Source organism: Pantoea sp. X-Soil-ISGK-275, assembly GCF_059730795.1.
On record NZ_AP035976.1, the window covers coordinates 4,069,785 to 4,091,534 of the forward strand.

At 53.8% G+C, this 21,750-nt stretch carries 23 protein-coding genes; 12 read left to right on the forward strand and 11 right to left on the reverse strand.

What is annotated here, in order from left to right; all coding sequences use genetic code 11:
• Positions 1–13: 13 nt before the first annotated feature.
• Together glpK and glpX are read left to right on the forward strand one after the other, a co-directional pair.
• Positions 14–1,522: a glycerol kinase GlpK gene (glpK, locus tag AC6I8A_RS18935; RefSeq protein ID WP_008109683.1), complete on the forward strand. Its 1,509-nt coding sequence runs from the start codon at positions 14–16 to the stop codon at positions 1,520–1,522.
• A gap of 96 nt (positions 1,523–1,618) precedes the next feature.
• Entirely contained in the window at positions 1,619–2,629 is a 1,011-nt protein-coding gene (glpX, locus tag AC6I8A_RS18940) for a class II fructose-bisphosphatase (protein WP_293796737.1), read from the forward strand.
• Here the strand turns inward: glpX and emrD are convergent.
• The gene (emrD, locus tag AC6I8A_RS18945) at positions 2,619–3,815 is read right to left on the reverse strand and encodes a multidrug efflux MFS transporter EmrD (protein WP_497818900.1); all 1,197 of its coding nucleotides are present in this window, start codon (positions 3,813–3,815) and stop codon (positions 2,619–2,621) included. The two genes, glpX and emrD, sit on opposite strands and share 11 nt — an antisense overlap.
• Before the next feature lie 289 nt (positions 3,816–4,104).
• Here emrD and fpr point away from each other — a divergent pair, with 289 nt between their 5' ends.
• From fpr to tpiA, 3 genes are all read left to right on the forward strand, one after another.
• Complete coding sequence (gene fpr / locus AC6I8A_RS18950) at positions 4,105–4,851, forward strand: ferredoxin--NADP(+) reductase (protein ID WP_497818901.1); 747 nt, start codon at positions 4,105–4,107, stop codon at positions 4,849–4,851.
• A gap of 106 nt (positions 4,852–4,957) precedes the next feature.
• Complete coding sequence (locus AC6I8A_RS18955) at positions 4,958–5,548, forward strand: YiiQ family protein (protein WP_293796743.1); 591 nt, start codon at positions 4,958–4,960, stop codon at positions 5,546–5,548.
• 120 nt (positions 5,549–5,668) lie between these two features.
• A complete protein-coding gene (tpiA, locus tag AC6I8A_RS18960; RefSeq protein ID WP_008109693.1) occupies positions 5,669–6,436 on the forward strand; it encodes a triose-phosphate isomerase in 768 nt (255 codons plus the stop codon).
• 85 nt (positions 6,437–6,521) lie between these two features.
• Here tpiA and AC6I8A_RS18965 read toward each other — a convergent pair whose 3' ends face one another.
• The 5 genes from AC6I8A_RS18965 to cpxP form a co-directional block, all read right to left on the reverse strand.
• Positions 6,522–7,280: a CDP-diacylglycerol diphosphatase gene (locus AC6I8A_RS18965; protein ID WP_497818902.1), complete on the reverse strand. Its 759-nt coding sequence runs from the start codon at positions 7,278–7,280 to the stop codon at positions 6,522–6,524.
• A 107-nt stretch (positions 7,281–7,387) separates the two neighbouring features.
• Positions 7,388–8,377 carry a sulfate ABC transporter substrate-binding protein gene (locus AC6I8A_RS18970; RefSeq protein WP_497818903.1) on the reverse strand — a complete coding sequence of 330 codons (990 nt, stop codon included), beginning with the start codon at positions 8,375–8,377 and terminating at the stop codon, positions 7,388–7,390.
• A gap of 143 nt (positions 8,378–8,520) precedes the next feature.
• Entirely contained in the window at positions 8,521–9,483 is a 963-nt protein-coding gene (pfkA, locus tag AC6I8A_RS18975) for a 6-phosphofructokinase (protein ID WP_007885343.1), read from the reverse strand.
• 209 nt (positions 9,484–9,692) lie between these two features.
• Complete coding sequence (gene fieF / locus AC6I8A_RS18980; RefSeq protein WP_008109699.1) at positions 9,693–10,595, reverse strand: CDF family cation-efflux transporter FieF; 903 nt, start codon at positions 10,593–10,595, stop codon at positions 9,693–9,695.
• 202 nt (positions 10,596–10,797) lie between these two features.
• Positions 10,798–11,310: a cell-envelope stress modulator CpxP gene (gene cpxP / locus AC6I8A_RS18985; protein ID WP_008109700.1), complete on the reverse strand. Its 513-nt coding sequence runs from the start codon at positions 11,308–11,310 to the stop codon at positions 10,798–10,800.
• A gap of 150 nt (positions 11,311–11,460) precedes the next feature.
• Here cpxP and cpxR point away from each other — a divergent pair, with 150 nt between their 5' ends.
• Genes cpxR through trmL form a run of 3 tightly spaced genes read left to right on the forward strand, consistent with a single transcriptional unit; the run spans position 11,461 to position 14,041 of the window.
• Entirely contained in the window at positions 11,461–12,159 is a 699-nt protein-coding gene (gene cpxR / locus AC6I8A_RS18990; protein WP_007885339.1) for an envelope stress response regulator transcription factor CpxR, read from the forward strand.
• Positions 12,156–13,532, forward strand: coding sequence for an envelope stress sensor histidine kinase CpxA (gene cpxA / locus AC6I8A_RS18995; RefSeq protein WP_008109701.1), 1,377 nt, complete (start codon positions 12,156–12,158; stop codon positions 13,530–13,532). The genes cpxR and cpxA overlap by 4 nt, the downstream gene beginning before the upstream one ends.
• A 35-nt stretch (positions 13,533–13,567) precedes the next feature.
• Positions 13,568–14,041, forward strand: a complete 474-nt coding sequence (trmL, locus tag AC6I8A_RS19000) for a tRNA (uridine(34)/cytosine(34)/5-carboxymethylaminomethyluridine(34)-2'-O)-methyltransferase TrmL (protein ID WP_256697818.1) — start codon at positions 13,568–13,570, stop codon at positions 14,039–14,041.
• Here the strand turns inward: trmL and cysE are convergent.
• From cysE to AC6I8A_RS19025, 5 genes are all read right to left on the reverse strand, one after another.
• A complete protein-coding gene (gene cysE, locus AC6I8A_RS19005) occupies positions 14,038–14,853 on the reverse strand; it encodes a serine O-acetyltransferase (RefSeq protein ID WP_008109705.1) in 816 nt (271 codons plus the stop codon). The two genes, trmL and cysE, sit on opposite strands and share 4 nt — an antisense overlap.
• A 69-nt stretch (positions 14,854–14,922) precedes the next feature.
• Positions 14,923–15,942, reverse strand: coding sequence for an NAD(P)H-dependent glycerol-3-phosphate dehydrogenase (gene gpsA, locus AC6I8A_RS19010; RefSeq protein WP_256697819.1), 1,020 nt, complete (start codon positions 15,940–15,942; stop codon positions 14,923–14,925).
• Positions 15,942–16,406, reverse strand: a complete 465-nt coding sequence (secB, locus tag AC6I8A_RS19015; protein ID WP_007885330.1) for a protein-export chaperone SecB — start codon at positions 16,404–16,406, stop codon at positions 15,942–15,944. The genes gpsA and secB overlap by 1 nt, the downstream gene beginning before the upstream one ends.
• A 40-nt stretch (positions 16,407–16,446) precedes the next feature.
• Entirely contained in the window at positions 16,447–16,701 is a 255-nt protein-coding gene (grxC, locus tag AC6I8A_RS19020) for a glutaredoxin 3 (RefSeq protein ID WP_097095602.1), read from the reverse strand.
• An 18-nt stretch (positions 16,702–16,719) separates the two neighbouring features.
• Positions 16,720–17,151 carry a rhodanese-like domain-containing protein gene (locus AC6I8A_RS19025; protein WP_008109709.1) on the reverse strand — a complete coding sequence of 144 codons (432 nt, stop codon included), beginning with the start codon at positions 17,149–17,151 and terminating at the stop codon, positions 16,720–16,722.
• 249 nt (positions 17,152–17,400) lie between these two features.
• Here AC6I8A_RS19025 and envC point away from each other — a divergent pair, with 249 nt between their 5' ends.
• The 4 genes from envC to AC6I8A_RS19045 are packed head-to-tail and all read left to right on the forward strand — an operon-like array spanning position 17,401 to position 21,747.
• Positions 17,401–18,702, forward strand: coding sequence for a murein hydrolase activator EnvC (gene envC / locus AC6I8A_RS19030; protein ID WP_497818904.1), 1,302 nt, complete (start codon positions 17,401–17,403; stop codon positions 18,700–18,702).
• A 3-nt stretch (positions 18,703–18,705) separates the two neighbouring features.
• Complete coding sequence (locus tag AC6I8A_RS19035; RefSeq protein ID WP_497818905.1) at positions 18,706–19,602, forward strand: divergent polysaccharide deacetylase family protein; 897 nt, start codon at positions 18,706–18,708, stop codon at positions 19,600–19,602.
• Between the two features lie 20 nt (positions 19,603–19,622).
• Positions 19,623–20,843, forward strand: coding sequence for a glycosyltransferase (locus AC6I8A_RS19040; protein ID WP_497818906.1), 1,221 nt, complete (start codon positions 19,623–19,625; stop codon positions 20,841–20,843).
• Positions 20,836–21,747: a hypothetical protein gene (locus AC6I8A_RS19045; protein ID WP_256697826.1), complete on the forward strand. Its 912-nt coding sequence runs from the start codon at positions 20,836–20,838 to the stop codon at positions 21,745–21,747. Before AC6I8A_RS19040 ends, AC6I8A_RS19045 begins: the two co-directional genes overlap by 8 nt.
• Positions 21,748–21,750: the final 3 nt, after the last annotated feature.

Below are 21,750 nucleotides of genomic sequence, written 5' to 3' on the forward strand. Positions count from 1 at the left end.
TCAGGAAAGCACAATGACTACTGATAAAAAATATATAGTTGCACTCGATCAGGGCACAACCAGCTCACGCGCCGTGGTGCTTGATCATGATGCCAACATCGTCGCGGTTTCTCAGCGCGAATTTACCCAGATCTACCCGAAAGCGGGTTGGGTTGAACATGACCCAATGGATATCTGGGCGTCACAAAGCTCAACGCTGGTTGAAGTGCTGGCTCACGCCGACATTAACTCCGATCAAATCGCGGCGATTGGTATCACCAACCAGCGTGAAACCGCCATCGTGTGGGATAAAGAGACCGGCAAACCGGTTTACAACGCCATCGTCTGGCAGGATCCACGCACCGCAGATTACTGTAATAAGCTGAAGAAAGAGGGTCTGGAAGAGTACATCCAGCACACCACCGGTTTGGTGATTAACCCGTACTTCTCTGGCACCAAGGTGAAGTGGATTCTGGATAATGTGGAAGGCGCGCGTGACCGTGCTAAACGCGGCGAACTGCTGTTCGGTACCGTTGATACCTGGTTGATTTGGAAAATGACCCAGGGACGTGTGCACGTCACCGATCACACCAACGCCTCACGTACCATGATGTACAACATCCACAAGCTGGAGTGGGATGAGCGCATGCTGGAGATCCTCGATATCCCGCGTGAAATGCTGCCAGAAGTGAAAGGCTCTTCTGAAGTGTACGGCCAGACCAACATTGGTGGTAAAGGCGGTACGCGTATTCCAATCGCCGGTATCGCGGGTGACCAGCAAGCGGCGCTGTATGGCCAGCTGTGCGTACAACCGGGTATGGCGAAAAACACATACGGCACCGGCTGCTTCATGCTGATGAACACCGGCACCGAAGCGGTGACCTCAACGCATGGCCTGCTGACCACCATCGCGTGCGGCCCACGCGGCGAAGTGAACTATGCGCTGGAAGGTGCGGTGTTTATCGGTGGTGCGTCGATTCAATGGCTGCGTGATGAGATGAAGTTGATCAGCGATTCAACCGACTCTGAATACTTCGCGTTGAAAGTGAAAGACACCAACGGCGTGTATATGGTGCCAGCCTTCACCGGTTTGGGTGCGCCATATTGGGATCCGTATGCACGCGGCGCGATTTTCGGTCTGACGCGCGGTGCGAACGCGAACCACATCATCCGTGCCACGCTGGAGTCGATTGCTTACCAGACGCGCGACGTACTGGAAGCGATGCAGAACGATGCGGGCACCCGCCTGCAATCACTGCGCGTGGATGGTGGTGCGGTTGCCAATAACTTCCTGATGCAGTTCCAGTCTGACATTCTCGGCACGCGCGTTGAGCGTCCGGAAGTGCGTGAAGTCACGGCGCTGGGTGCAGCGTATCTGGCGGGCTTAGCGGTCGGCTTCTGGAACGATCTGGAAGAAGTTCGCGCTAAAGCGGTAATTGAGCGTGAGTTCCGCCCAAGCATCGAAACCACCGAACGTAACGTCCGTTACGCCGGCTGGAAGAAAGCGGTCGCTCGCGCTAAAGCGTGGGAAGACGAAGAGTAAAATCCTGCTAACCCGCGGCGCCCTGTCGCGGGTTTTTCCCCTGCCACGTTTCCCCGCTGTGTTAAACTACCTGCCTGTTTTTTATCAGGTGCCACCATGAAACGAGAACTCGCGATTGAATTTTCCCGTGTGACCGAAGCCGCTGCATTAGCGGGCTATCACTGGTTAGGACGCGGCGATAAAAATGCGGCCGACGGCGCAGCCGTTCACGCCATGCGCATTATGCTCAACACTATCGATATCGACGGCCAGATCGTGATTGGCGAAGGCGAAATCGACGAAGCGCCGATGCTTTATATCGGTGAGAAAGTCGGTACCGGCCGTGGCGACGCCGTGGATATCGCGGTTGATCCGATCGAAGGCACGCGCATGACGGCAATGGGCCAGGCCAATGCGCTAGCGGTGCTGGCGGTGGGAGACAAAGGCAGCTTCCTGCACGCACCTGATATGTACATGGAAAAGCTGATTGTTGGACCGGGCGCACGTGGCGCCATTGACCTCAATCTGCCGCTCGACATTAACCTGAAAAACATCGCGCTGGCATTAGGCAAACCGCTCAGCCAGTTAACGGTATCGATTCTGGCTAAGCCACGCCACGATGCGGTGATTGCCCAGCTACAGCAGCTCGGCGTGCGCGTGTTCTCCTTCCCGGACGGCGATGTCGCAGCCTCGATACTGACCTGTATGCCGGATAGCGAAGTGGATGTGATGTACGGTATCGGTGGCGCACCGGAAGGTGTGGTGTCGGCGGCGGTCATTCGCGCGATGGACGGCGACATGCAGGCGCGTTTATTGGCGCGTCACGAAGTGAAAGGCGATAACGAAGAGAATCGTCGCCTCGGCGAGAATGAACTGCAACGCTGCGCCGAGATGGGCATTGAAGCGGGTCAGGTACTGAAACTGGATCAGATGGCGCGCAACGATAACGTTATCTTCGCTGCCACCGGCATCACCACCGGCGATTTGCTGAAAGGCATCACGCGTAACGGCAACATCGCCACCAGCGAAACGCTGCTGGTGCGCGGCAAATCGCGCACTATTCGCCGCATCCAGTCAATCCACTATCTGGATCGCAAAGACGCGGCGCTGCATCAATTTATCCTGTAATCGCCTGCTTGCCGCTCTCTGGATGACGAGAGAGCGGCCACCAGCACAGCAGCATCACCAGCGACGTCACGAACATTAACATGCCAAGGCTGGATTGATCGTGCTGCGGTAACAGCGCAGAAAGCCACGCCACCACGCCGGAACCGAGGTTCTGCAAACCACCGATCAACGCACCAGCGCTGCCCGCCAGCCACGCATACGGCTCCATCGCACCCGAGGTTGCCAGCGGAAACAGCATGCCCGCGCCAAAGAAGAACAGCGCAGCTGGCACCAGCAACGTCCAGATGTTCATTACGCCAAACCAGGCCGGCACCCACATTAACAAGCCCGCTAACAGGCAACTGTTCACGCCGTACCACATCAGCGTGTGCCAGGATTTTTGCTCGCGTCCGGCAAACCAGGCGCCAAAAAACGCCGCCGGAATCGGCAGGATAAACAGGATGCTGACGGTTAATCCATCCAGCCCCAATACGCCGCCCATCAGCACGCCGCAGCTGGCTTCAAACACCGCGATACCGGCCAGCGCACCAATCAGCAGCAGCAGATAACGCACGAAGTTGCCGTCGCTCAGCAAAGTGGCATAACGGCGCAGGAACGGCGTGGCGGGCGTATCAACAGGACGCGTTTCCGGCAGCCAGCGCGCCATCGAGGCGGTGACGCCGACGCACAGCAGCAGCAGGAAGGCGAAACAGGCGTGCCAGCCAAAAAGATGCGTCAGCAGCGCACCAATCACCGGCGCCAGCAGCGGACTCACCAGAATGCCCATATTCAGCAGGCTGTTCGCCTGGCGCAGAGCGATGCCGGAATAGAGATCGCGCGGCATGGTGCGCGCCATCACGCCCGCTACGCCGGTCCCTAAACCTTGCACCGCGCTGCCCAACACCAGAATATCGAGCGAGGGCGTGAACATGGCGATCAACGCGCCGACGGCAAAGATCGTCATGCCAATCAGGATCACCGGACGGCGGCCAAAACTGTCCGAGAGCGGGCCGTAGATCAACTGCGATCCGCCGTAGGTCATCAGATAGGCGGCCATCACCTGCTGGATCGCGCCGCTGCGCACATTGAGCGTTTCGGCCATGTTGGCCATCGCTGGCACATAGATGGTTTGCGCCATCTGCCCGACCGCCACCAGCACGATCAGCATGAATAACAGAAAGCGATTTTGCGTTTTACTTATCAACATGGAACAAAATGTCTGCCTGAGAAACAAAGAATAGGCAGCACAAAACAGGCCGCCTCGGATTTATGGCGGCAAAAATATCAGGATTCAGTGACAAATCGAGAGGCGCGGGCAAAGCTGTATGTCTTAAGCCGTCAAGTTGGTAGTCCAGATTGTAAACCGCCCGCTACAGTTGCTGATCTGTGCGCTGCGTTTGTCGCTGAGAGCCCTTTGCTGGGCGCAAGGCTGGAAATTTGCCGGATGGATAACGATGATAATCATGTGCCTGAATATTCAACATTAAGGAGTTAGCATGGCTGAGTGGATCAATGCTGAAGTTAAAGAAGTAAAAAACTGGACCGATGCACTGTTCAGCCTGCGCGTCGAAGCACCGATTGATACCTTTGCGGCGGGACAGTTTGCCAAGCTGGCACTGGAAATTGACGGTGAGCGCGTGCAGCGCGCCTATTCATACGTCAACGCGCCGCAGGATCCGCTGCTGGAGTTTTATCTGGTCACGGTGCCGGAAGGTAAACTAAGTCCGCGTTTGCAGGCGTTGCAGCCCGGCGACCAAGTAATGATCACCAAAGAGGCGGCGGGTTTCTTTGTACTCGACGAAATTCCAGACTGCCAAACGCTGTGGATGCTGGCGACCGGCACGGCGATCGGCCCCTATTTATCGATTCTGCAACAGGGCGAAGATCTGGATCGTTTTGATAACATTGTGCTGGTACATGCCGCGCGTTTCGCCGATGACCTGAGCTTCCTGCCTTTAATGCAAGCACTGCAGCAGCGCTATCAGGGCAAATTGCACATTCAAACAGTAGTTAGCCGGGAAGAGATCGCCGGTTCGCTACACGGTCGCGTGCCGCAGCTGATTGAAAGTGGAGAACTGGAGCGAGCCGTCGGCTTGCCGCTGACGGCCGAAACCAGCCATGTGATGCTGTGCGGCAATCCACAGATGGTGCGCGATACCCAGCAGTTACTGAAAGATACGCGTGAGATGCGTAAACATTTCAAACGTAAACCCGGCCATATGACCAGCGAACATTACTGGTAATCGGCGCGGCACAAAGAATGTAAGATTTTTCCCAGTGTGGGTTTTGACTTTGCCCGGTAAAAACCGTTCTAATCGTGGGCTAAGTGAATGATTTAGGGCCGAAGCAATGAACAACCTGCCAGTCGCGCTGCTGCTTGGCCTCGCACTGACATTTCCCGTCTGGGCGGAGGATGCCCCCGCGTTAGATCGTAGCGATCATCTGCCTGCTGCGCCCTATCTGCTCGCGGGTGCGCCAACGTTCGATATGACCGTTGCTCAATTCCGTGAGAAGTACAACGCGGCCAATCCCAATGAATTGCTGCAGGAATATCGCGCCATTGATAATCGCGGCGATAAAAGCAATCTGACGCGTGCCGCCAGCAAAATCAGCGAAACGCTGTATGCCTCAACGGCGCTGGAGCAAGGCACCGGCAAAATCAAAACCCTGCAAATCACCTGGCTGCCGGTTCCCGGCCCCGATATGAAAGCCGCGCAGGCACGCGCCATGGATTATATGACCGCCCTGCTGCGCTTCTTCATCCCCGGCTTATCGCCCGAAGATGGGCGTAAAAAACTCGATTCCTTGCTGAGCGCCGGTAAAGGCGCGCGCTATTTTGCCCGCACCGAAGGTGCCTTGCGTTTCGTGGTGGCGGACAATGGCGACAAGGGTTTGACCTTCGCCGTTGAGCCGATAAAACTGGCGCTCGCGACGCCCTGATCGCACCGGCAAAAATGACGAAAAGCAAAGCCAGCAACAAATTTGATCTCTATACTGTCTCGCAGACATCGCTGCCCGATGGCAGCGCTATTTCATGAATCGCGTTATGCGGAGGAAAGAATGCGACATCCACTGGTTATGGGTAACTGGAAACTGAACGGTAGCAAGCAGATCACCAAAGAGCTGATTGAAGGCCTGCGCAAAGAGCTGTCTGGCGTTGATGGTTGTGGCGTCGCGATTGCACCGCCAGCCATCTATCTGGACCTGGCGAAACACGCCATTTCCGGTAGCCACATTGCTCTGGGTGCTCAGAACGTTGACGTTAATCTGTCTGGCGCATTCACTGGCGAAACTTCCGCAGACATGTTGAAAGACGTTGGCGCGAAATACATCATCATCGGCCACTCTGAGCGCCGCACCTATCACAAAGAGAGCGACGAGTTCATCGCAAAGAAATTTGCCGTTGTGAAAGAAGCGGGCCTGGTGCCGGTTCTGTGCATCGGTGAAACTGACGCAGAAAACGAAGCGGGCAAAACGGAAGAAGTGTGCGCACGTCAGATCGACGCCGTGCTGGAAACTCAGGGCGCTGCAGCGTTCGAAGGCGCAGTGATCGCTTACGAGCCAGTTTGGGCGATCGGTACCGGCAAATCAGCCACTCCAGCGCAGGCTCAGGCGGTGCACAAATTCATTCGTGACCATATCGCGAAGAAAGATGCAGCTATCGCCCAGCAAGTGATCATTCAGTACGGCGGCTCGGTCAACGACAAAAACGCCGCTGAGCTGTTCACCCAGCCAGATATCGATGGCGCGCTGGTTGGCGGTGCGTCACTGAAAGCCGATGCATTTGCGGTGATCGTGAAAGCGGCAGCAGCAGCGAAAAACGCGTAAGTCAGCGTTTTCGATGCAGAAAAAGGCGGCTGATTAGCCGCCTTTTTTATTGGTCGCCATAAATGGCAACCCAACGAAAGATGGGTTATTGCGGCAATATGCTGCAGTTATGATCCTGCAGCTCTTCCGCCGAGCCGCTGTTTAATTTCAGCCAGTTACGCTCCAGCGCCAACAGCGCTAAACGGCCATCCGGCAATTGTGCCAGCGCCAACCCGTATTTCCCCATCTCGGTGCGCGCATGCGGCACTTCATCCGCCAGGCGGATAAACGCACTCTGCTGCGCCAGTTCTGCCGCAGAAATCGACCGCACCAGATAACGATGCTTACGCAGCATTTCACTGTGCCACTGCGCGTTTAGCCTCGGAGCCAGCGCGTCCAGCTGCTGACGCACATCTGGCCGCAGACAGGAAATATGAATATGCAGCTGATTCTGCGTACGCCCATATTGCGCATTGATGGCCAGCGACAGCGCGCTATCGGGAATCGGCGCGCCGTGCTTCTGCGCCAGCAATGTGCGTTGCTGCCACGCTTCGGCAAACAGATTTGGCGTTGCGGGTTCAAGAAGGATCGGACTTTCCATGCCGGTAATTTTTTCGAGCGGCATCAGCAGAAACTGCAACGGGCCGTTGAGATCTTTCAGCGTGACGTAACGCTGCGCGCTGTTCACCTGCTGACATGGCGCGGGTTTGCCCGTCGCCGCCATGTTAGGCACGCACTTTTCGCTGATAATCTGCCACAAGGCGTTGGAGTTTTTATGGAAATGGATGGCGCCGGCGATCAGTCCGACAATCAACAGCACCAATAATGCGGTAAGTAACTTCAGGGTACGACGACTGCCCTGCATAGCCCGATTCCTCTGTTCATCACCTGCCAGCATCCTCGCCTGGCAGGTGATGAAAGTCACGGACTAAAACAAAACGGCCAGCATTCTCGCTGGCCGTTTTTTATGCGTTATGGCTTCATCACCTGGTCGTAGCTGCCGCCATCGGCGAAGTGGGTTTTCTGGGCTTGCGTCCAGCCACCAAATTTGCTGTCGATAGTGAACAGTTTTACCGGGGCGAATTTATTGGCAAATTTCTTCGCAACGGCTTCATCACGTGGACGGTAGAAATTCTCCGCTGCGATGGTCTGGCCTTCCGGCGAGTAGAGATACTTGAGGTAATCTTCGGCCACTTTACGGGTGCCCTGCTCGTCGACCACTTTATCCACCACTGAAACCGTTGGCTCGGCCAAAATCGATTCGCTTGGGGTGACGATTTCAAACTTGTCTTTACCCAGCTTATCCACCGCCAGATAGGCTTCGTTTTCCCACGCAATCAGCACATCGCCAATGCCACGTTCAACGAAGGTGTTAGTCGCACCACGTGCACCCGAATCCTGTACTTCGACGTTCTTAAACAGCGATTTGACGTAAGCCAGCGCTTTGGCCTGATCGCCATGGTTCTGATCCAGCGCCCAACCCCATGCAGCCAGATAGTTCCAGCGCGCACCGCCCGACGTTTTCGGGTTTGGTGTGATGACGGAAACGCCCGGTTTAATGAGATCCGGCCAATCATGAATGCCTTTCGGGTTGCCTTTACGCACCAGGAACACGATGGTCGAGGTGTAAGGCGCGGAGTTGTCCGGCAGGCGTTTAATCCAGTTTTTATTAATACGACCACGGTCAGCAATAGCATCGACATCAGATTGCAGCGCCAGCGTAACCACATCAGCACGGATGCCATTGATCACTGAGGTCGCTTGTTTACCGGAACCGCCGTGCGACTGGCGAATCACCACGTTGTCGCCGGTCTCCTGCTTGTAATGCGCGCTAAACGCTTTGTTGTACTGCTCGTACAGCTCACGGGTTGGATCGTAAGAGACGTTTAACAGCTGAATATCCTTTGCCAGAACACTGGTTGAAGCCAGTAACAGGGTGACACCAATACTCCACTTATTCATTGCTTGCTCTCCCGAGGTCGTTATAGAACAAGACTGACACAAACTTATCCATGGATTAAAGAATTAAAAATAAGCTGTTATAACTGGAGGGAATATGAGCAGGTATAAAAAAGGCGCGAGTTGCGTCGCGCCTTGACAGGGAATTAGTAAAGTTTTTTGGCGGTATCCAGCCAGTCGCGTTTGAACGGACGCTTCATATTTTCAATCGCGTCGATGATGTCGTGATGCACCATCTTCTCGTTCTGAATGCCGACGCAGCGGCCGCCATAACCTTGCAGTAGCAGCTCGATGGAGTAAGAACCCATGCGCGATGCCAGGATGCGGTCATAGGCACAAGGTGCGCCGCCACGCTGAATGTGACCGAGAACGGTGGCGCGGGTTTCGCGTTTGGTTTCAGCTTCGATGAAGTGCGCCAGATCGTCGATATCGCAGATGTGCTCGGTAATCGCTACGATGGCGTGTTTTTTGCCTTTGGCGATGCCCGCTTTGATCTCTGAAACCAGCTCTTCGCGGGTATAGGGGATTTCAGGCAGTACGATGAACTCACAACCGCCGGCAATCGCTGCCGCCAGGGTTAAATCGCCGCAGTAACGGCCCATCACTTCAACGATGGAGATGCGCTGGTGGGAAGAGGAGGTGTCGCGCAGGCGGTCAATCGCTTCAACCACGGTTTCCAATGCAGTGAAGTATCCGATGGTGTAATCGGTGCCCGCTACGTCGTTATCGATGGTGCCCGGCAAGCCGATGCACGGGAAGCCCATTTCGGTCAGGCGCTTCGCACCCATGTAGGAACCGTCACCGCCGATAACGACCAACGCATCAATGCCGCGCTTTTTCATGTTATCAATCGCGGTCTGGCGCACTTCATCGTTGCGGAATTCTGGGAAGCGTGCGGAACCGAGGAAGGTGCCGCCACGGTTGATCATGTCTGACACGCTGTAGCGGTCGAGGTTGATCATGCGATCTTCGTACAATCCCAGATAGCCGTCGTAAATACCAAAAACTTCCAGTCCTTCACTCAGCGCGGAACGTACAACTCCGCGAATGGCTGCGTTCATGCCTGGGGCGTCGCCGCCGCTGGTCAGTACTCCGATTTTTTTGATCATGACAACCTCTGGATTGTTCAAAAACTAAGGATTATTCCTGCCATGTGTCCGGCGTGGACCAGCTCGCGATCGCATGGCTTAATAGTTGCAAAATAGTATATCAAACGCTTGATGCTGAATTGATTCAGGTCAGACAAGTTTTCGCTAATTTTTTACAGAGTTGTTAGCGTTACGTCACTTTTTTTGTGTAATTGCATGATTTTAAATCGCTAACCTTGAAAAAATCCGTGCTGATTGCTCGGCACAACAGAGCAGGGATCTTGATGGATGATCACGTCTGAGCCGGGAAACTTCTTTAGTAATGCCTGCTCAATTTGATCGGCCACCTGATGCGCCTGCACCAGCGGCAACTGATCTTCCATCTCAAGATGCAGTTGGATAAAACGCGTCGGGCCCGATTGCCGCGTGCGCAGTGCATGTGCGCCACGTACGCCTGGCCAGTTGGTCACCACGTTAATGATCTCCTGCGTTTCATGCTCGGGCAGTACGCGGTCTAGCAGCGCCTGTACCGCGTCATAGCCCATCCGCAAGGCGTTATAGAGAATGTAAACACCGATGCCGAGCGCGAACAATGCATCCGCCCGTACAAAACCATAGCTGCTCAAACCAAGGGCGACCAATATTGCGCCGTTCATCACCACATCAGATTGATAGTGCAGCATGTCTGCGCGAATCGCCTGGCTACGCGTGCGACGCACCACCCAGCGCTGGAAGGCAACCAATGTCAGGGTTGAAAACAGCGCAATCACCGTCACCACAATGCCCACCAGCGGCGCATGTAAGGTTTCGGGCGATGCCAGATGCTGAATACCGGTGAGAAACAGAAACAGCGCCGAGCCGGAGATAAACATGCTCTGCGCCAGCGCGGCCAATGATTCGGCTTTACCATGGCCGAAGGTGTGATCGTCATCGGCCGGCTGTAATGAATAGCGCACCACCAGCAAGTTGGTGAGAGAAGCGGCGATATCCACCAATGAATCCACTAAGGCCGCCAACATGCTGACTGAACCGGTATGCCACCAGGCGAAAATTTTAACGATTAACAGCAGCGTCGCCAGCGTAGTCGCCGCTAACGCCGCCCGATTGACTAACTTTGCATAGGAAGAATCCATGCTATGCCTCGCCGGGTCGCACGCTTCATCGGTGCGGCCTTTAGGTCTCAAGATGGCTAAAGTTTATCATCGGCAGAAGTGTGCTGCGTGATTGAATTTTAAGACAATGATGTTAGAGAGAAATGACAAGCAAAAAAAACCCCCGCATCATGCGGGGGAAGACAGGGATGGTGTCTATGGCAAGGAAAACAGGGATACTATGTTACTGGTTACTGCTGGTACTACTCACTGCTTGCAGCGGTGATGATGGCTGCAATCCTGAGAGCCGACGAACTTCAGCCAATCGTCGCTCATAATTTTTCTGCAATGTCGCTTGCTGTGCAGGCGTTAACAGGTGGTACATCTGATTACGAACCCGAGCCATTTCGACTTGCTGTTCTATCGCTGCGCGGGCTTGTTTCTCTGCCTGCTGTCGAATAGCCGATTCGTTAAATTTGTCTGCAATGACAAGGTCATGCATAGTTTCTATATCTTGAACGCTGATTGTTGGGCGTTCGTGTCGCGCTTGCTGCATCAGGTCTCGCATCTGTTGCCGCTGTTGTTCAGTCAGCTCAATGCCATCGAACATGTAGCTTTGCGGATTTTGCGTCATACTGCCTGTCGTCAATCCGCTGTTCGGATGCATCTCGTCAATCGTCGTCGTGTCTGCTGCTTCGGCGCTGGCGTGACTGAGAACCATCGCTGAGGCAATGACGACGGCGGTTAAGTAGCGCATCGTTAACTCCCAGTTCGTTCCGTTTTGCGATTCAACGAGAGCCAGTGTACGGCGGTGGCTGCAAACATCCGTCAGGGGGTGTAAAACTACGTAAAGCGTTGGATTGCAAGTCAAGGAACACGGTATTTTGCCTGCGGAGGGCAATAAAAAATGAATAAAATCCTGTTGGTTGATGACGACCGCGAATTAACTTCGCTGCTTAAAGAACTGCTTGAGATGGAAGGTTTTGAAGTCATTGTGGCAAGCGATGGTGAGCAGGCGCTTAACCTGCTAGATAACACCGTGGACTTGTTATTGCTTGATGTCATGATGCCGAAGAAGAACGGTATCGACACATTGAAAGAACTACGCCAACAGCACCAAACTCCGGTCATTATGCTGACTGCACGTGGCAGCGAACTGGACCGTGTTCTGGGCCTTGAACTGGGCGCAGATGACTATCTGCCTAAACCGTTTAACGATCGTGAACTGGTGGCGCGTATCCGTGCCATTTTGCGTCGTTCAAACTGGAGCGAGCAGCAACAGCAGCATGATAACAGCTCACCGACGCTGGAAGTCGACTGCCTGCGCCTGAATCCAGGTCGCCAGGAAGCCAGCTTTGATAGCGAAACCTTGGATCTCACCGGCACCGAGTTCACTCTGCTCTATTTGCTGGCACAGCATCTGGGTCAGGTGGTATCGCGTGAGCACCTGAGTCAGGAAGTGTTGGGCAAACGTCTGACACCGTTTGACCGCGCTATCGATATGCACATTTCTAATCTGCGCCGTAAATTGCCGGAACGTCGTGATGGTCATCCGTGGTTTAAAACCCTGCGCGGACGCGGCTATCTGATGGTTTCGGCATCATGATTGGAAGTTTAACCACCCGCATCTTCGCCATCTTCTGGCTCACGCTAGCGTTGGTGTTGATGCTGGTTTTGATGGTGCCCAAACTCGATTCGCGCCAGATGACCGCATTACTGGAAAGCGAGCAGCGTCAGGGCACCATGATTGAACAGCACGTTGAAGCGGAGCTGTCTCAGGATCCGCCAAACGACTTAATGTGGTGGCGTCGCCTGTTCCGCTCCATCGACAAATGGGCGCCGCCCGGCCAGCGCTTGTTATTGGTGACCAGCGAAGGCCGGGTGATTGGCGCGCAGCACAATGAAATGCAGATCATCCGCAACTTTATTGGGCAGTCGGATAACGCCGACCACCCACAAAAGAAAAAGTATGGTCGCGTTGAAATGGTTGGGCCTTTCGCGGTGCGCGATGGCGAAGACAACTATCAGCTCTACCTGATTCGTCCTGCCACCAGCTCACAGCTGGATTTCGTCAATCTGCTGTTTGACCGCCCGCTACTGCTGCTGATTGTCACCATGCTGATCAGTTCACCGCTGCTGCTGTGGCTGGCGTGGAGCCTGGCGCGTCCCGCCCGCAAACTTAAATATGCGGCGGATGAAGTGGCAAGCGGCAATTTGCGTCAGCATCCGGAACTGGAATCGGGACCGCAAGAGTTTCTGGCAGCGGGTTCGAGTTTCAACCAAATGGTGAGCGCGCTCGAACGCATGATGACGGCGCAACAGCGTTTGCTATCTGATATCAGCCATGAACTGCGTACGCCGTTGACTCGCTTGCAGCTGGCAACCGCGTTACTGCGTCGCCGTAATGGTGAAGGCAAAGAGCTGCAGCGCATCGAAACGGAAGCGCAGCGTCTTGATGGCATGATTAACGATTTGCTGGTGCTGTCACGCACTCAACACAATAACGCACTGGTTAGCGAGGCAATGAAGGCCAACCAGCTGTGGAACGGCGTGCTGGAAGATGCCAAATTTGAAGCCGAGCAGATGGGCAAACTAATGGAAGTGCCCTATCCGCCTGGCCCGTGGCCGCTGTACGGTAATCCACATGCGCTGGAGAGTGCGCTTGAGAATATCGTGCGTAATGCGCTGCGCTATTCGAATTCGCATATCAGCGTCAGCTTCTCGGTGGATATCGAAGGCATCACCATCCACGTCGATGATGATGGTCCGGGCGTCAGCCCAGAAGATCGCGAGCAGATTTTCCGTCCGTTCTACCGCACCGATGAGGCGCGCGATCGTGAATCAGGCGGCACGGGTTTAGGCCTGGCGATTGTCGAAACGGCCATCCAGCAGCATCGCGGCTGGGTCAAAGCCGATGACAGCCCGCTCGGGGGTTTACGCCTCACGCTGTGGCTGCCGCTGTACTCCGCCCGCCAATAATTTGTTATGCTTCGGCCCTCGTTTCTGGGGGCCTTATGCTAAACATTGTCTTATTTGAACCTGAAATTCCGCCAAATACCGGCAACATCATTCGCTTGTGCGCAAATACCGGTTTCCAGTTACACCTGATTGAACCGCTAGGCTTTGCCTGGGATGATAAACGCCTGCGACGCGCCGGGCTGGATTACCACGAATATACCGCCTTAAAAAAACACGCCAATTACGCGGCATTTCTGGCGACGGAAGCACCGCAGCGCATGTTCGCCCTCACCACCAAAGGAACGCCTGCGCACAGCGCGGTGAGCTATCAAAAGGGGGATTATTTGGTGTTTGGTCCGGAGAGTCGCGGCTTACCCGCAGAGATCCTCAACGCGCTGCCCGCTGAGCAGAAAATCCGTATTCCGATGATGGCGGAAAGCCGCAGCATGAATCTGTCTAATGCGGTGTCTGTGGTGGTGTATGAAGCGTGGCGCCAGCTCGATTATGCTGGCGCACTGATCAAAGGCTAAATGCCGTCGCCGTACTCAAAGCCCGCGCCGTTGAAGTGCTGATCCATATCCATCGACGGTTTATCGCTGGTCGGTTTACCGACAATGCGCGCAGGCACGCCGGCCGCCGTGGTATGCGGCGGTACGGGCTGCAGGACAACGGAACCGGCACCGATTTTCGCACCGCGTCCTACTTCAATGTTGCCCAGAATCTTGGCACCCGCGCCAATCATTACACCTTCACGGATTTTCGGATGGCGATCGCCGCTGGTTTTACCGGTACCGCCGAGCGTCACCGATTGCAGGATTGAAACGTCATTTTCGATGATGGCCGTTTCGCCGATAACAATGCCGGTGGCGTGGTCAAGCATGATGCCGCGACCAATGCGCGCCGCCGGGTGAATATCCACGGCAAACGAGACGGAAATTTCGTTCTGCAGATAAACCGCCAGTGCGCGGCGACCTTCTCTCCATAACCAGTTGCCAATGCGATAGGCCTGTAAGGCGTGGAAACCTTTGAGATAGAGCAGCGGCGTGGAGTATTTATCAACAGCGGGATCGCGCTGACGCACAGCCTGAATATCGTAGGCCGCGGAGACAATCATCTCTGGGTCTTCACGATAGGCTTCTTCCACGATTTCGCGAATAGCGATAGCGGGCATGATCGGGTTCGCCAGCTTGTTGGCGAGCATATAGCTGAGCGCACTGCCGAGGTTTTCGTGTTTAAGCAATGTCGCATGGTAAAAGCTGGCCAGCATCGGTTCACAGTCGGCCAGTGCTCTGGCTTCGGCTTTGATATGGTTCCAGACCAGTTCTAACTCTTCAGACGACATTGCTGTTTGCTCCCGATAAAAAAAGCGCCTGATGGGGCGCTACAGGTGGTGACGCTGGCGCATCCTGCTTCAGCTTTGGCTGTTTTCGTCCTTCCTTGCACGGCCAAGTAAGGTCAATGCTGCCTCTCGCGCTGATTTTCCGCAATAGAGCACCTGATAAATCTGCTCAGTAATCGGCATTTCTACGCCGACACGCGCGGCCAATGCTTTGACTTCTTTAGTGTTTCTGTAGCCTTCTACAACTTGTCCGATAATGCGTTGCGCATCGTCTACGCTCTCACCTTGCCCCAGCATCATGCCGAAACGACGGTTGCGCGACTGATTATCGGTACAGGTCAGCACCAAATCGCCTAAACCGGCCATGCCCATAAAGGTGGTGGCATCGGCACCCAGCGCTGCGCCGAGACGGCTCATTTCCGTCAGACCACGGGTGATTAAGGCAGTACGCGCGTTGGCACCAAAGCCTATGCCGTCAGAAATCCCCGCACCAATCGCAATCACGTTCTTCACCGCGCCGCCTAACTGCACGCCGATGAAATCCTGATTGTTATAGACGCGGAAACTTTTACCACAGTGCAGCTTCTGCTGCAGGTCGTCAGCGAACTCCGCATCAGTCGATGCCAGTGCGATGGCCGTAGGCATGCCAGCAGCCAGCTCTTTGGCAAAGGTGGGTCCGGAAATCACCGCTAGCGGAATGGCATCGCCAAGGATTTCACGCGCCACATCCTGCAGCAAACGGCCGGTCTCTTTTTCCAGTCCTTTAGTCGCCCAGACAATCCGTGAATCGGCACGCAAATGCGGCTTAAGCTGCGTCAGCACGTCGCCAAATACATGGCTCGGCACCACGACCAGCAGATCGCGACTGGCGTTAACCACGGTAGCCAGATCGGCTTCAGGAACGAGATTATCAGGGAAAGGAACATCGGGCAGGAAAGCGGTATTGCAGCGGTCAGCTTGCAGCTGCGCCAAGCTTTGAGGATTGTGGCCCCAGAGCAGAACCGGATGGCCATTACGGGCCAGCGTGATGGCCAATGCGGTGCCGTACGAGCCGGCACCGATGACGCTAATTGAAGCATTGAGTGTAGTCATCAGGCATCCTGATGTGGCGCTTCGCCTTCACCTTGCTGCTGCAGATAGTTCATAAACAGCGCATCAAAGTTAACTGGCGCCAGGTTGAGCTGCGGGAAAGTACCACGAGACACAAGGCTGGTTACGCATTCGCGTGCATACGGGAAAAGAATGTTCGGGCAGTAAGCACCGAGGCAATGTGCCATCTGCGTGCCTTCGATACCGCTAATGGTGAAAATACCCGCCTGCTGAACTTCGCACAGGAATGCGGTCTCTTCGCCAACGGTTGCGGTTACGGTAACACGCAGAACGACTTCAAAAACGCCATCAGCCAGCTGAGAAGAGGCGGTGTCCAGGTCCAGCTTCACTTCCGGTTCCCACTCTTTCTGGAAAACCTGCGGTGCGTTTGGCGCTTCGTAAGAAACATCTTTGGTGTAAACACGTTGAATCTGGAACTGCATTTCGCTGTTGCTTTGCTCTGACATGTGTCTAAATCCTGTGAGTTAAAATTGTCTGACCGAAAAGTTATGCCTGGAGTAAAGGATCAAGTCCCTGACGCCCATCCAGCGCGTAAAGATCGTCACAGCCGCCAATGTGCTGCGCATCAATAAAAATTTGTGGCACCGTCGTGCGACCGCTGCGTTGAATCATCTCTTCACGTTTCGCCGCGTTCCCGTCAATGGGAATCTCCTGGTACGACACGCCTTTCTGATCCAACAACGCCTTTGCACGGTGGCAATAAGGACAAGTGACTTTGGTGTAGATCTCTACATTTGCCATACGGTTACCTCGAAGAAGTTATTTACCGCGCACCAGTGGCAGGTTTTCACCACTCCAGCCGCTCACGCCATCTTTCAGTACGGAGACTTTCTCGAAGCCCGCTGCGCTCAATTTCGCCGCAGATTCGCCCGCACTTTGACCGGTCGCGCAAACTACAATTATGTGCTGTGACTTGTGCTTTTCCAGCTCGCCAAAGCTCTCTTTTTTGATGTCTGCTGCCGCTACGTTGATAGCCCCAGAAATGTGTCCTTTGCGGTAATCGTCACGTGAACGAACGTCTACCACCACCGCGTCCTCTTTGTTAATCAGGTGGGTTGCTTCACCACGGCTGATGGTTTTTACTTTAGAGAACATACCTTTAACGGTGGTCACAATCACGAGAACGAGTAAAGCAACCCATGCCAGACTGAGGATGGGGTGATTGCTTGCAAACTGCATAATTTCTTGCATGAGGGGTAACGACTCCAAACCGGGCTGATAAGCTAAAACAAGGGTTCTGAGTATACCTGCGCCACTTCGCATGTACAGTCGCTAAGGGGACAGAGTTACGATTTGTGCGTCATTTTCCAAAAAAAGTGTTCTAATCCCAAAATTAAGACAAAGTTTATGCCGGTAAGCTCGGTACAGACATTTTTAGCAAAGTAAAACCCGGCCGGGCTAACTGGTAAGCGGCTGTTCATCGTGGAATAATTATCGACTATGAAGGGAAAAGCGACCGTTACACACACAAGGACCCGTCACAACGGCACTGCGCTTCCGTTGTCATTCCGCTGGCCCGAAATCTCCCTGAGTCTGCTTCTGGCAGGCACATTATTACTTCCTGCTGCCGCTCGCAGTGCGGATGACAGTAAAACGCAGTTGAAGTCCATTCAGCAGGATATCGCCGAGAAAGAGAAAAGCGTTAAAGCACAGAAAGTGCAGCGCAGTAAGCTGTTGGATCAACTGCAGAGTCAGGAAAAAGTGATTGCGCAGGCCAGCCGTCAGCTGCGCGAAACGCGTAACAGCCTCAGCACGCTCGAAGGTGAAATCGCGCAGGTCACCTCCTCTATTTCGCGGCTGGAAAAGCAGCAAGCGCAGCAGGAAAAACTGCTGGCACAACAGCTTGATGCCGCCTTTCGTCAGGGACAGCATAATGGTCTACAGTTGCTGCTTGGTGGCGAAGAAGCCCAGCGCAGTGAGCGTATTCTTGCCTATTTCGGCTATCTCAACGCCGCACGCCAGAAAAACATCGACGATCTCAAGCAAACCCAACAGCAATTAGCGGAACAGCGCCAATCATTGCAGGGTAAACAGGATCAGCAAAAATCGTTGTTAGCTCAGCAGCAGACGCAGCAAAACAAGCTGGAAGCAGCTAGCGCGGCGCGTAAGAAAACGCTCACCGCACTGGAAAGCTCGCTGGAGAAAGATCAGGCTGACCTGGTTGAGATGCGTGAGAACGAAAGCCGATTGCAGAGCAAAATCGCCAAGGCTGAGCGTGAAGCGCGTGAACGTGCCGAACGGGAAGCGCGCGAGGCGGAAAAAGTGCGTCAACGTCAGGCACAGGCGAAAGCCAAAGGATCAAACTATCAGCCAACGCAGAGTGAGCGCGAGCTGATGGCGCGTACCGGCGGATTAGGCAAGCCCGGCGGGCAAGCGGTTTGGCCGGTACGTGGACGCATTGAACATCGCTTCGGTGAATCGATGCAGGGCGAATTGCGCTGGAAAGGTCTGGTGGTTGATGCGCCAGAAGGCACTGAAGTGAAAGCCATCGCAGATGGACGCGTACTGATGGCCGACTGGCTACAAGGCTATGGTCTGGTTGTGGTTCTGGAACACGGTAAAGGTGATATGAGCCTTTATGGCTACAACCAAAGCGCACTGGTGAGCGTGGGTGCTCAGGTGAAGGCAGGACAGCCTATCGCCCTTGTGGGCACCAGCGGCGGCCGCGGCACGCCTTCGCTCTACTTTGAAATCCGACGCCAGGGACAGGCCGTCAATCCACTACCGTGGTTAGGAAGATAAGTTTTGTTTCAACCCTCTAAGCTCTCGGCCGCCCTGTGCGGCCTGTTTCTATCACTTTCCGCCCATGCGGGAAAACTCTCCATCGTGATCGACGACTTCGGTTATCGGCCAAAAGAAGAGAATAAAGTGCTGCAGATGCCTACTGCGATTTCCGTTGCGGTCCTGCCGAATGCGCCACATGCGCGTGAGATGGCGACGAAAGCGCATCAGGGCGGTCGCGAAGTGCTGATTCACCTGCCGATGGCACCGCTCAGCAAACAGCCGCTGGAGAAAGACACGCTAACGCCAGAGATGAGCAGCACGGAAATCGAGCGGATTATTCGTGAAGCCAGTGGCAAAGTGCCTTACGCCGTCGGCCTGAATAACCATATGGGCAGCAAAATGACATCCAGCCTGCCCGGCATGCAGAAAGTGATGCAGGTGCTCAATCACTACAACTACTACTTTCTCGATAGCATGACGATTGGCAACAGTCAGTCGATCCCGGCCGCGCAAGGCACCAACGTTAAAGTACTGAAACGTCGCGTGTTCCTTGATGATAGCCAGGATGAAGCTTCAATTCGCATACAGTTTACCCGCGCGGTGAAACTGGCGCAGCGCGATGGTTATGCCATCGCCATTGGCCATCCGCATCCCACGACGGTGCGCGTCCTGCAGCAGATGCTGCCGACATTACCCGCCGATATCACGTTAGTGCGGCCAAGCCAGTTACTGAATGAGCCGCTGCATCAGGGCACGACTCCGCCGCCATCCAAAACGCAGCCTCAACGCTTCCGCGCGCCAGGCGTATGTAAACCGAACAAACCGTTAGCGCCAGTGCCGCAGAGCCACGCCGTTGAGTTGATCAGTGAAAGCATTGTGCAAAGCCCATTGGTTCAGTCAATAAAGCAGCTCTTCTGAGATCGGGAAAAGGAAATTCAATGAGAAGAAAAATTCTGCTATTGGATACCGGCCGCGAATGGGGCGGCGGTACCAACAGTATGCTCGAGTTGCTCAAGCGCATTGATCGACAGAAATTTGATATTACCTGCTGCTTCTATAACAACTATTCTCGCGGCAACAGTGAAACCATTGAGTCAATTCTCAATTCGATTGGCATTCCGGTGGTTTTTATCGCCCAGCGTCGTCAGCCGAAATGGGCGAAAATCGCTAAAGAGCTGTTACGCACGCTATTCATTTTTAACCGTTCGCTGAAGAAGCAGATGATTGGTCGGGTTGATGAAAAATGGCGTGTGTTGCCAAACGCAAAACAGATTTCATCAATTTTGCATGCAGGGCAATATGACGCGCTGTATATGAATAATCAGCCCAGCACCAATGTTGAAGGCTATCGCGCTGTTCAGGGTATGCCGGTTGCGCTAATTCAACACTGCCGCATTGAGCCGCAAATGAACTCTGCGCTGGTCGAGATGGTTAATGAACGTGTTGATGCCGTTATCGCGGTTTCGCATGGCGTAAACCAGACGCTGCGCCAGAGCGGGGTTGATGTGCAGCGTTGCTTTACTGTTTCAAACGCCATCGATATCCATCAGGCATTACCGGATCACGAGAAAGTGCGCGAGCGCTTTGCTTATTCGCCTGATACTTTTATTTTTGGCTCGATCGGATCCCTTATTACACGTAAAGCGAATCATCATATTTTCCAGGCGCTAGGCCAATTTAAACGCATGCATCCTGAAGCTAAATGGAAAATGGTGGTGGTGGGTTCCGGGCCGGAACATGAAAATCTGGTTCAGCTGGCACTTAAAGAAAACATTGAAACGAATGTTGTTTTTACCGGTTTTCAAAACAACCCGCTGGATTACCTCGCAGCGTTTGATGCCTTTATTCTCGCCTCGCGCAGTGAAGGCTTACCGCGCGTAGTGCTGGAAGCCATGCTGGTGAAAACGGCCGTTATTGGTTCGAATGTCGTGGGCACCTCAGAGTTAATTAACCACAATGAGACTGGATTAATTTTTGAATATGGCGATGTTAAGCAATTAAGTGCTCATCTTACCGCCTTATGGCAAGATGCAAGCTTACGCCAGCGACTTATTAGTACTGCGGAATTACGCGTGCGTGAATGCTACGCGATTGAACACTATGTCGCGGGGGTTGAAATGATATTGGATAAGAGTATTGAAAGGAAAACGGATGTTTGATTTTTTAAACAAAAATCGTCGGCATATTCGTGGGCGTCATAATATCCCCTATTCGCAAAGCAGTACGCAGGGCGATGTTCCGGTTACCTCTGTTGTCATACCTTGTACCGGTGCTGACTATGTTGAAGAAGCGTTATTAAGCGCCGAGTTTGCCAGTCGGTTTGCGCCCGAAATGAAAGAGATTGTTATCGTTAGCGATCAGCCTGTGCAGGTTTTTGGCAAACTTCCACACAATAGTCGTGTGGTAACGTTAGATGTTCCTCATCGTGAAGAGAGCTATCGTTACAAGCAAATCTACCGCAGCCGTTTAATTAAAATTCAGGCGCCTTTACAAGCAAAAGGTAACGGTATTTTAATGATTGATTCGGATCTGAATTTGCTTAAATCCCCCGATATTCGCATGCATGCAGGTCACCTTTATTCTAGTTTCCGTAACGGAAAAATGATCGCCAAGCTGGAGGGTGCAGAAAAACATGCCATTCCCGCCTATTACCGGCCGTCAATAAGACCTTATTTTGAAGACCACGTTAATGGCGCCTATTTGGCGGCAACCCGACAAACCTGGAAACGCATTTGTCCACTATGGTTAACGCTATTTCAGGACACCTGGGAATTAATGAACGATAGTCAACCGCCGACAGATCAGCTTCCTCTTGCCGCCTTATTGGATATGCTGGATCTACGCACAGTTAATTTAGGTGAATGGGCGAATTGGCCTGTGTCAAAAAAGATTGGTGGCACCCCGGCGACAATCCCCGCAGAAGTCATTGGCGCGCACGGTGGTTTTCCATTGAGTGAATGGCAAAAGTATTTACATGATCCCACTCAGCCTCTCACTTTTAGAGGCCAGGATTATACGCGCAAAGTACGTTATCTGACGGATGCGGAAAAACAGCAGTCCTGAAAT

Bases quoted from the DNA above. Each gene is read 5' to 3' on its own strand.
- AC6I8A_RS18955 (WP_293796743.1), top strand. From the start codon at position 4,958: ATGAACAACCTGCCAGTCGCGCTGCTGCTTGGCCTCGCACTGACATTT.
- pfkA (WP_007885343.1), bottom strand. From the start codon at position 9,483: ATGATCAAAAAAATCGGAGTACTGACCAGCGGCGGCGACGCCCCAGGC.
- cpxP (WP_008109700.1), bottom strand. From the start codon at position 11,310: ATGCGCTACTTAACCGCCGTCGTCATTGCCTCAGCGATGGTTCTCAGT.
- AC6I8A_RS19040 (WP_497818906.1), top strand. From the start codon at position 19,623: ATGAGAAGAAAAATTCTGCTATTGGATACCGGCCGCGAATGGGGCGGC.
- grxC (WP_097095602.1), bottom strand. From the start codon at position 16,701: ATGGCAAATGTAGAGATCTACACCAAAGTCACTTGTCCTTATTGCCAC.
- envC (WP_497818904.1), top strand. From the start codon at position 17,401: ATGAAGGGAAAAGCGACCGTTACACACACAAGGACCCGTCACAACGGC.
- AC6I8A_RS19025 (WP_008109709.1), bottom strand. From the start codon at position 17,151: ATGCAAGAAATTATGCAGTTTGCAAGCAATCACCCCATCCTCAGTCTG.
- glpK (WP_008109683.1), top strand. From the start codon at position 14: ATGACTACTGATAAAAAATATATAGTTGCACTCGATCAGGGCACAACC.
- fpr (WP_497818901.1), top strand. From the start codon at position 4,105: ATGGCTGAGTGGATCAATGCTGAAGTTAAAGAAGTAAAAAACTGGACC.
- cpxA (WP_008109701.1), top strand. From the start codon at position 12,156: ATGATTGGAAGTTTAACCACCCGCATCTTCGCCATCTTCTGGCTCACG.
- cpxR (WP_007885339.1), top strand. From the start codon at position 11,461: ATGAATAAAATCCTGTTGGTTGATGACGACCGCGAATTAACTTCGCTG.
- trmL (WP_256697818.1), top strand. From the start codon at position 13,568: ATGCTAAACATTGTCTTATTTGAACCTGAAATTCCGCCAAATACCGGC.
- tpiA (WP_008109693.1), top strand. From the start codon at position 5,669: ATGCGACATCCACTGGTTATGGGTAACTGGAAACTGAACGGTAGCAAG.
- emrD (WP_497818900.1), bottom strand. From the start codon at position 3,815: ATGTTGATAAGTAAAACGCAAAATCGCTTTCTGTTATTCATGCTGATC.
- AC6I8A_RS18965 (WP_497818902.1), bottom strand. From the start codon at position 7,280: ATGCAGGGCAGTCGTCGTACCCTGAAGTTACTTACCGCATTATTGGTG.
- AC6I8A_RS19045 (WP_256697826.1), top strand. From the start codon at position 20,836: ATGTTTGATTTTTTAAACAAAAATCGTCGGCATATTCGTGGGCGTCAT.
- fieF (WP_008109699.1), bottom strand. From the start codon at position 10,595: ATGGATTCTTCCTATGCAAAGTTAGTCAATCGGGCGGCGTTAGCGGCG.
- glpX (WP_293796737.1), top strand. From the start codon at position 1,619: ATGAAACGAGAACTCGCGATTGAATTTTCCCGTGTGACCGAAGCCGCT.
- cysE (WP_008109705.1), bottom strand. From the start codon at position 14,853: ATGTCGTCTGAAGAGTTAGAACTGGTCTGGAACCATATCAAAGCCGAA.
- secB (WP_007885330.1), bottom strand. From the start codon at position 16,406: ATGTCAGAGCAAAGCAACAGCGAAATGCAGTTCCAGATTCAACGTGTT.
- gpsA (WP_256697819.1), bottom strand. From the start codon at position 15,942: ATGACTACACTCAATGCTTCAATTAGCGTCATCGGTGCCGGCTCGTAC.
- AC6I8A_RS18970 (WP_497818903.1), bottom strand. From the start codon at position 8,377: ATGAATAAGTGGAGTATTGGTGTCACCCTGTTACTGGCTTCAACCAGT.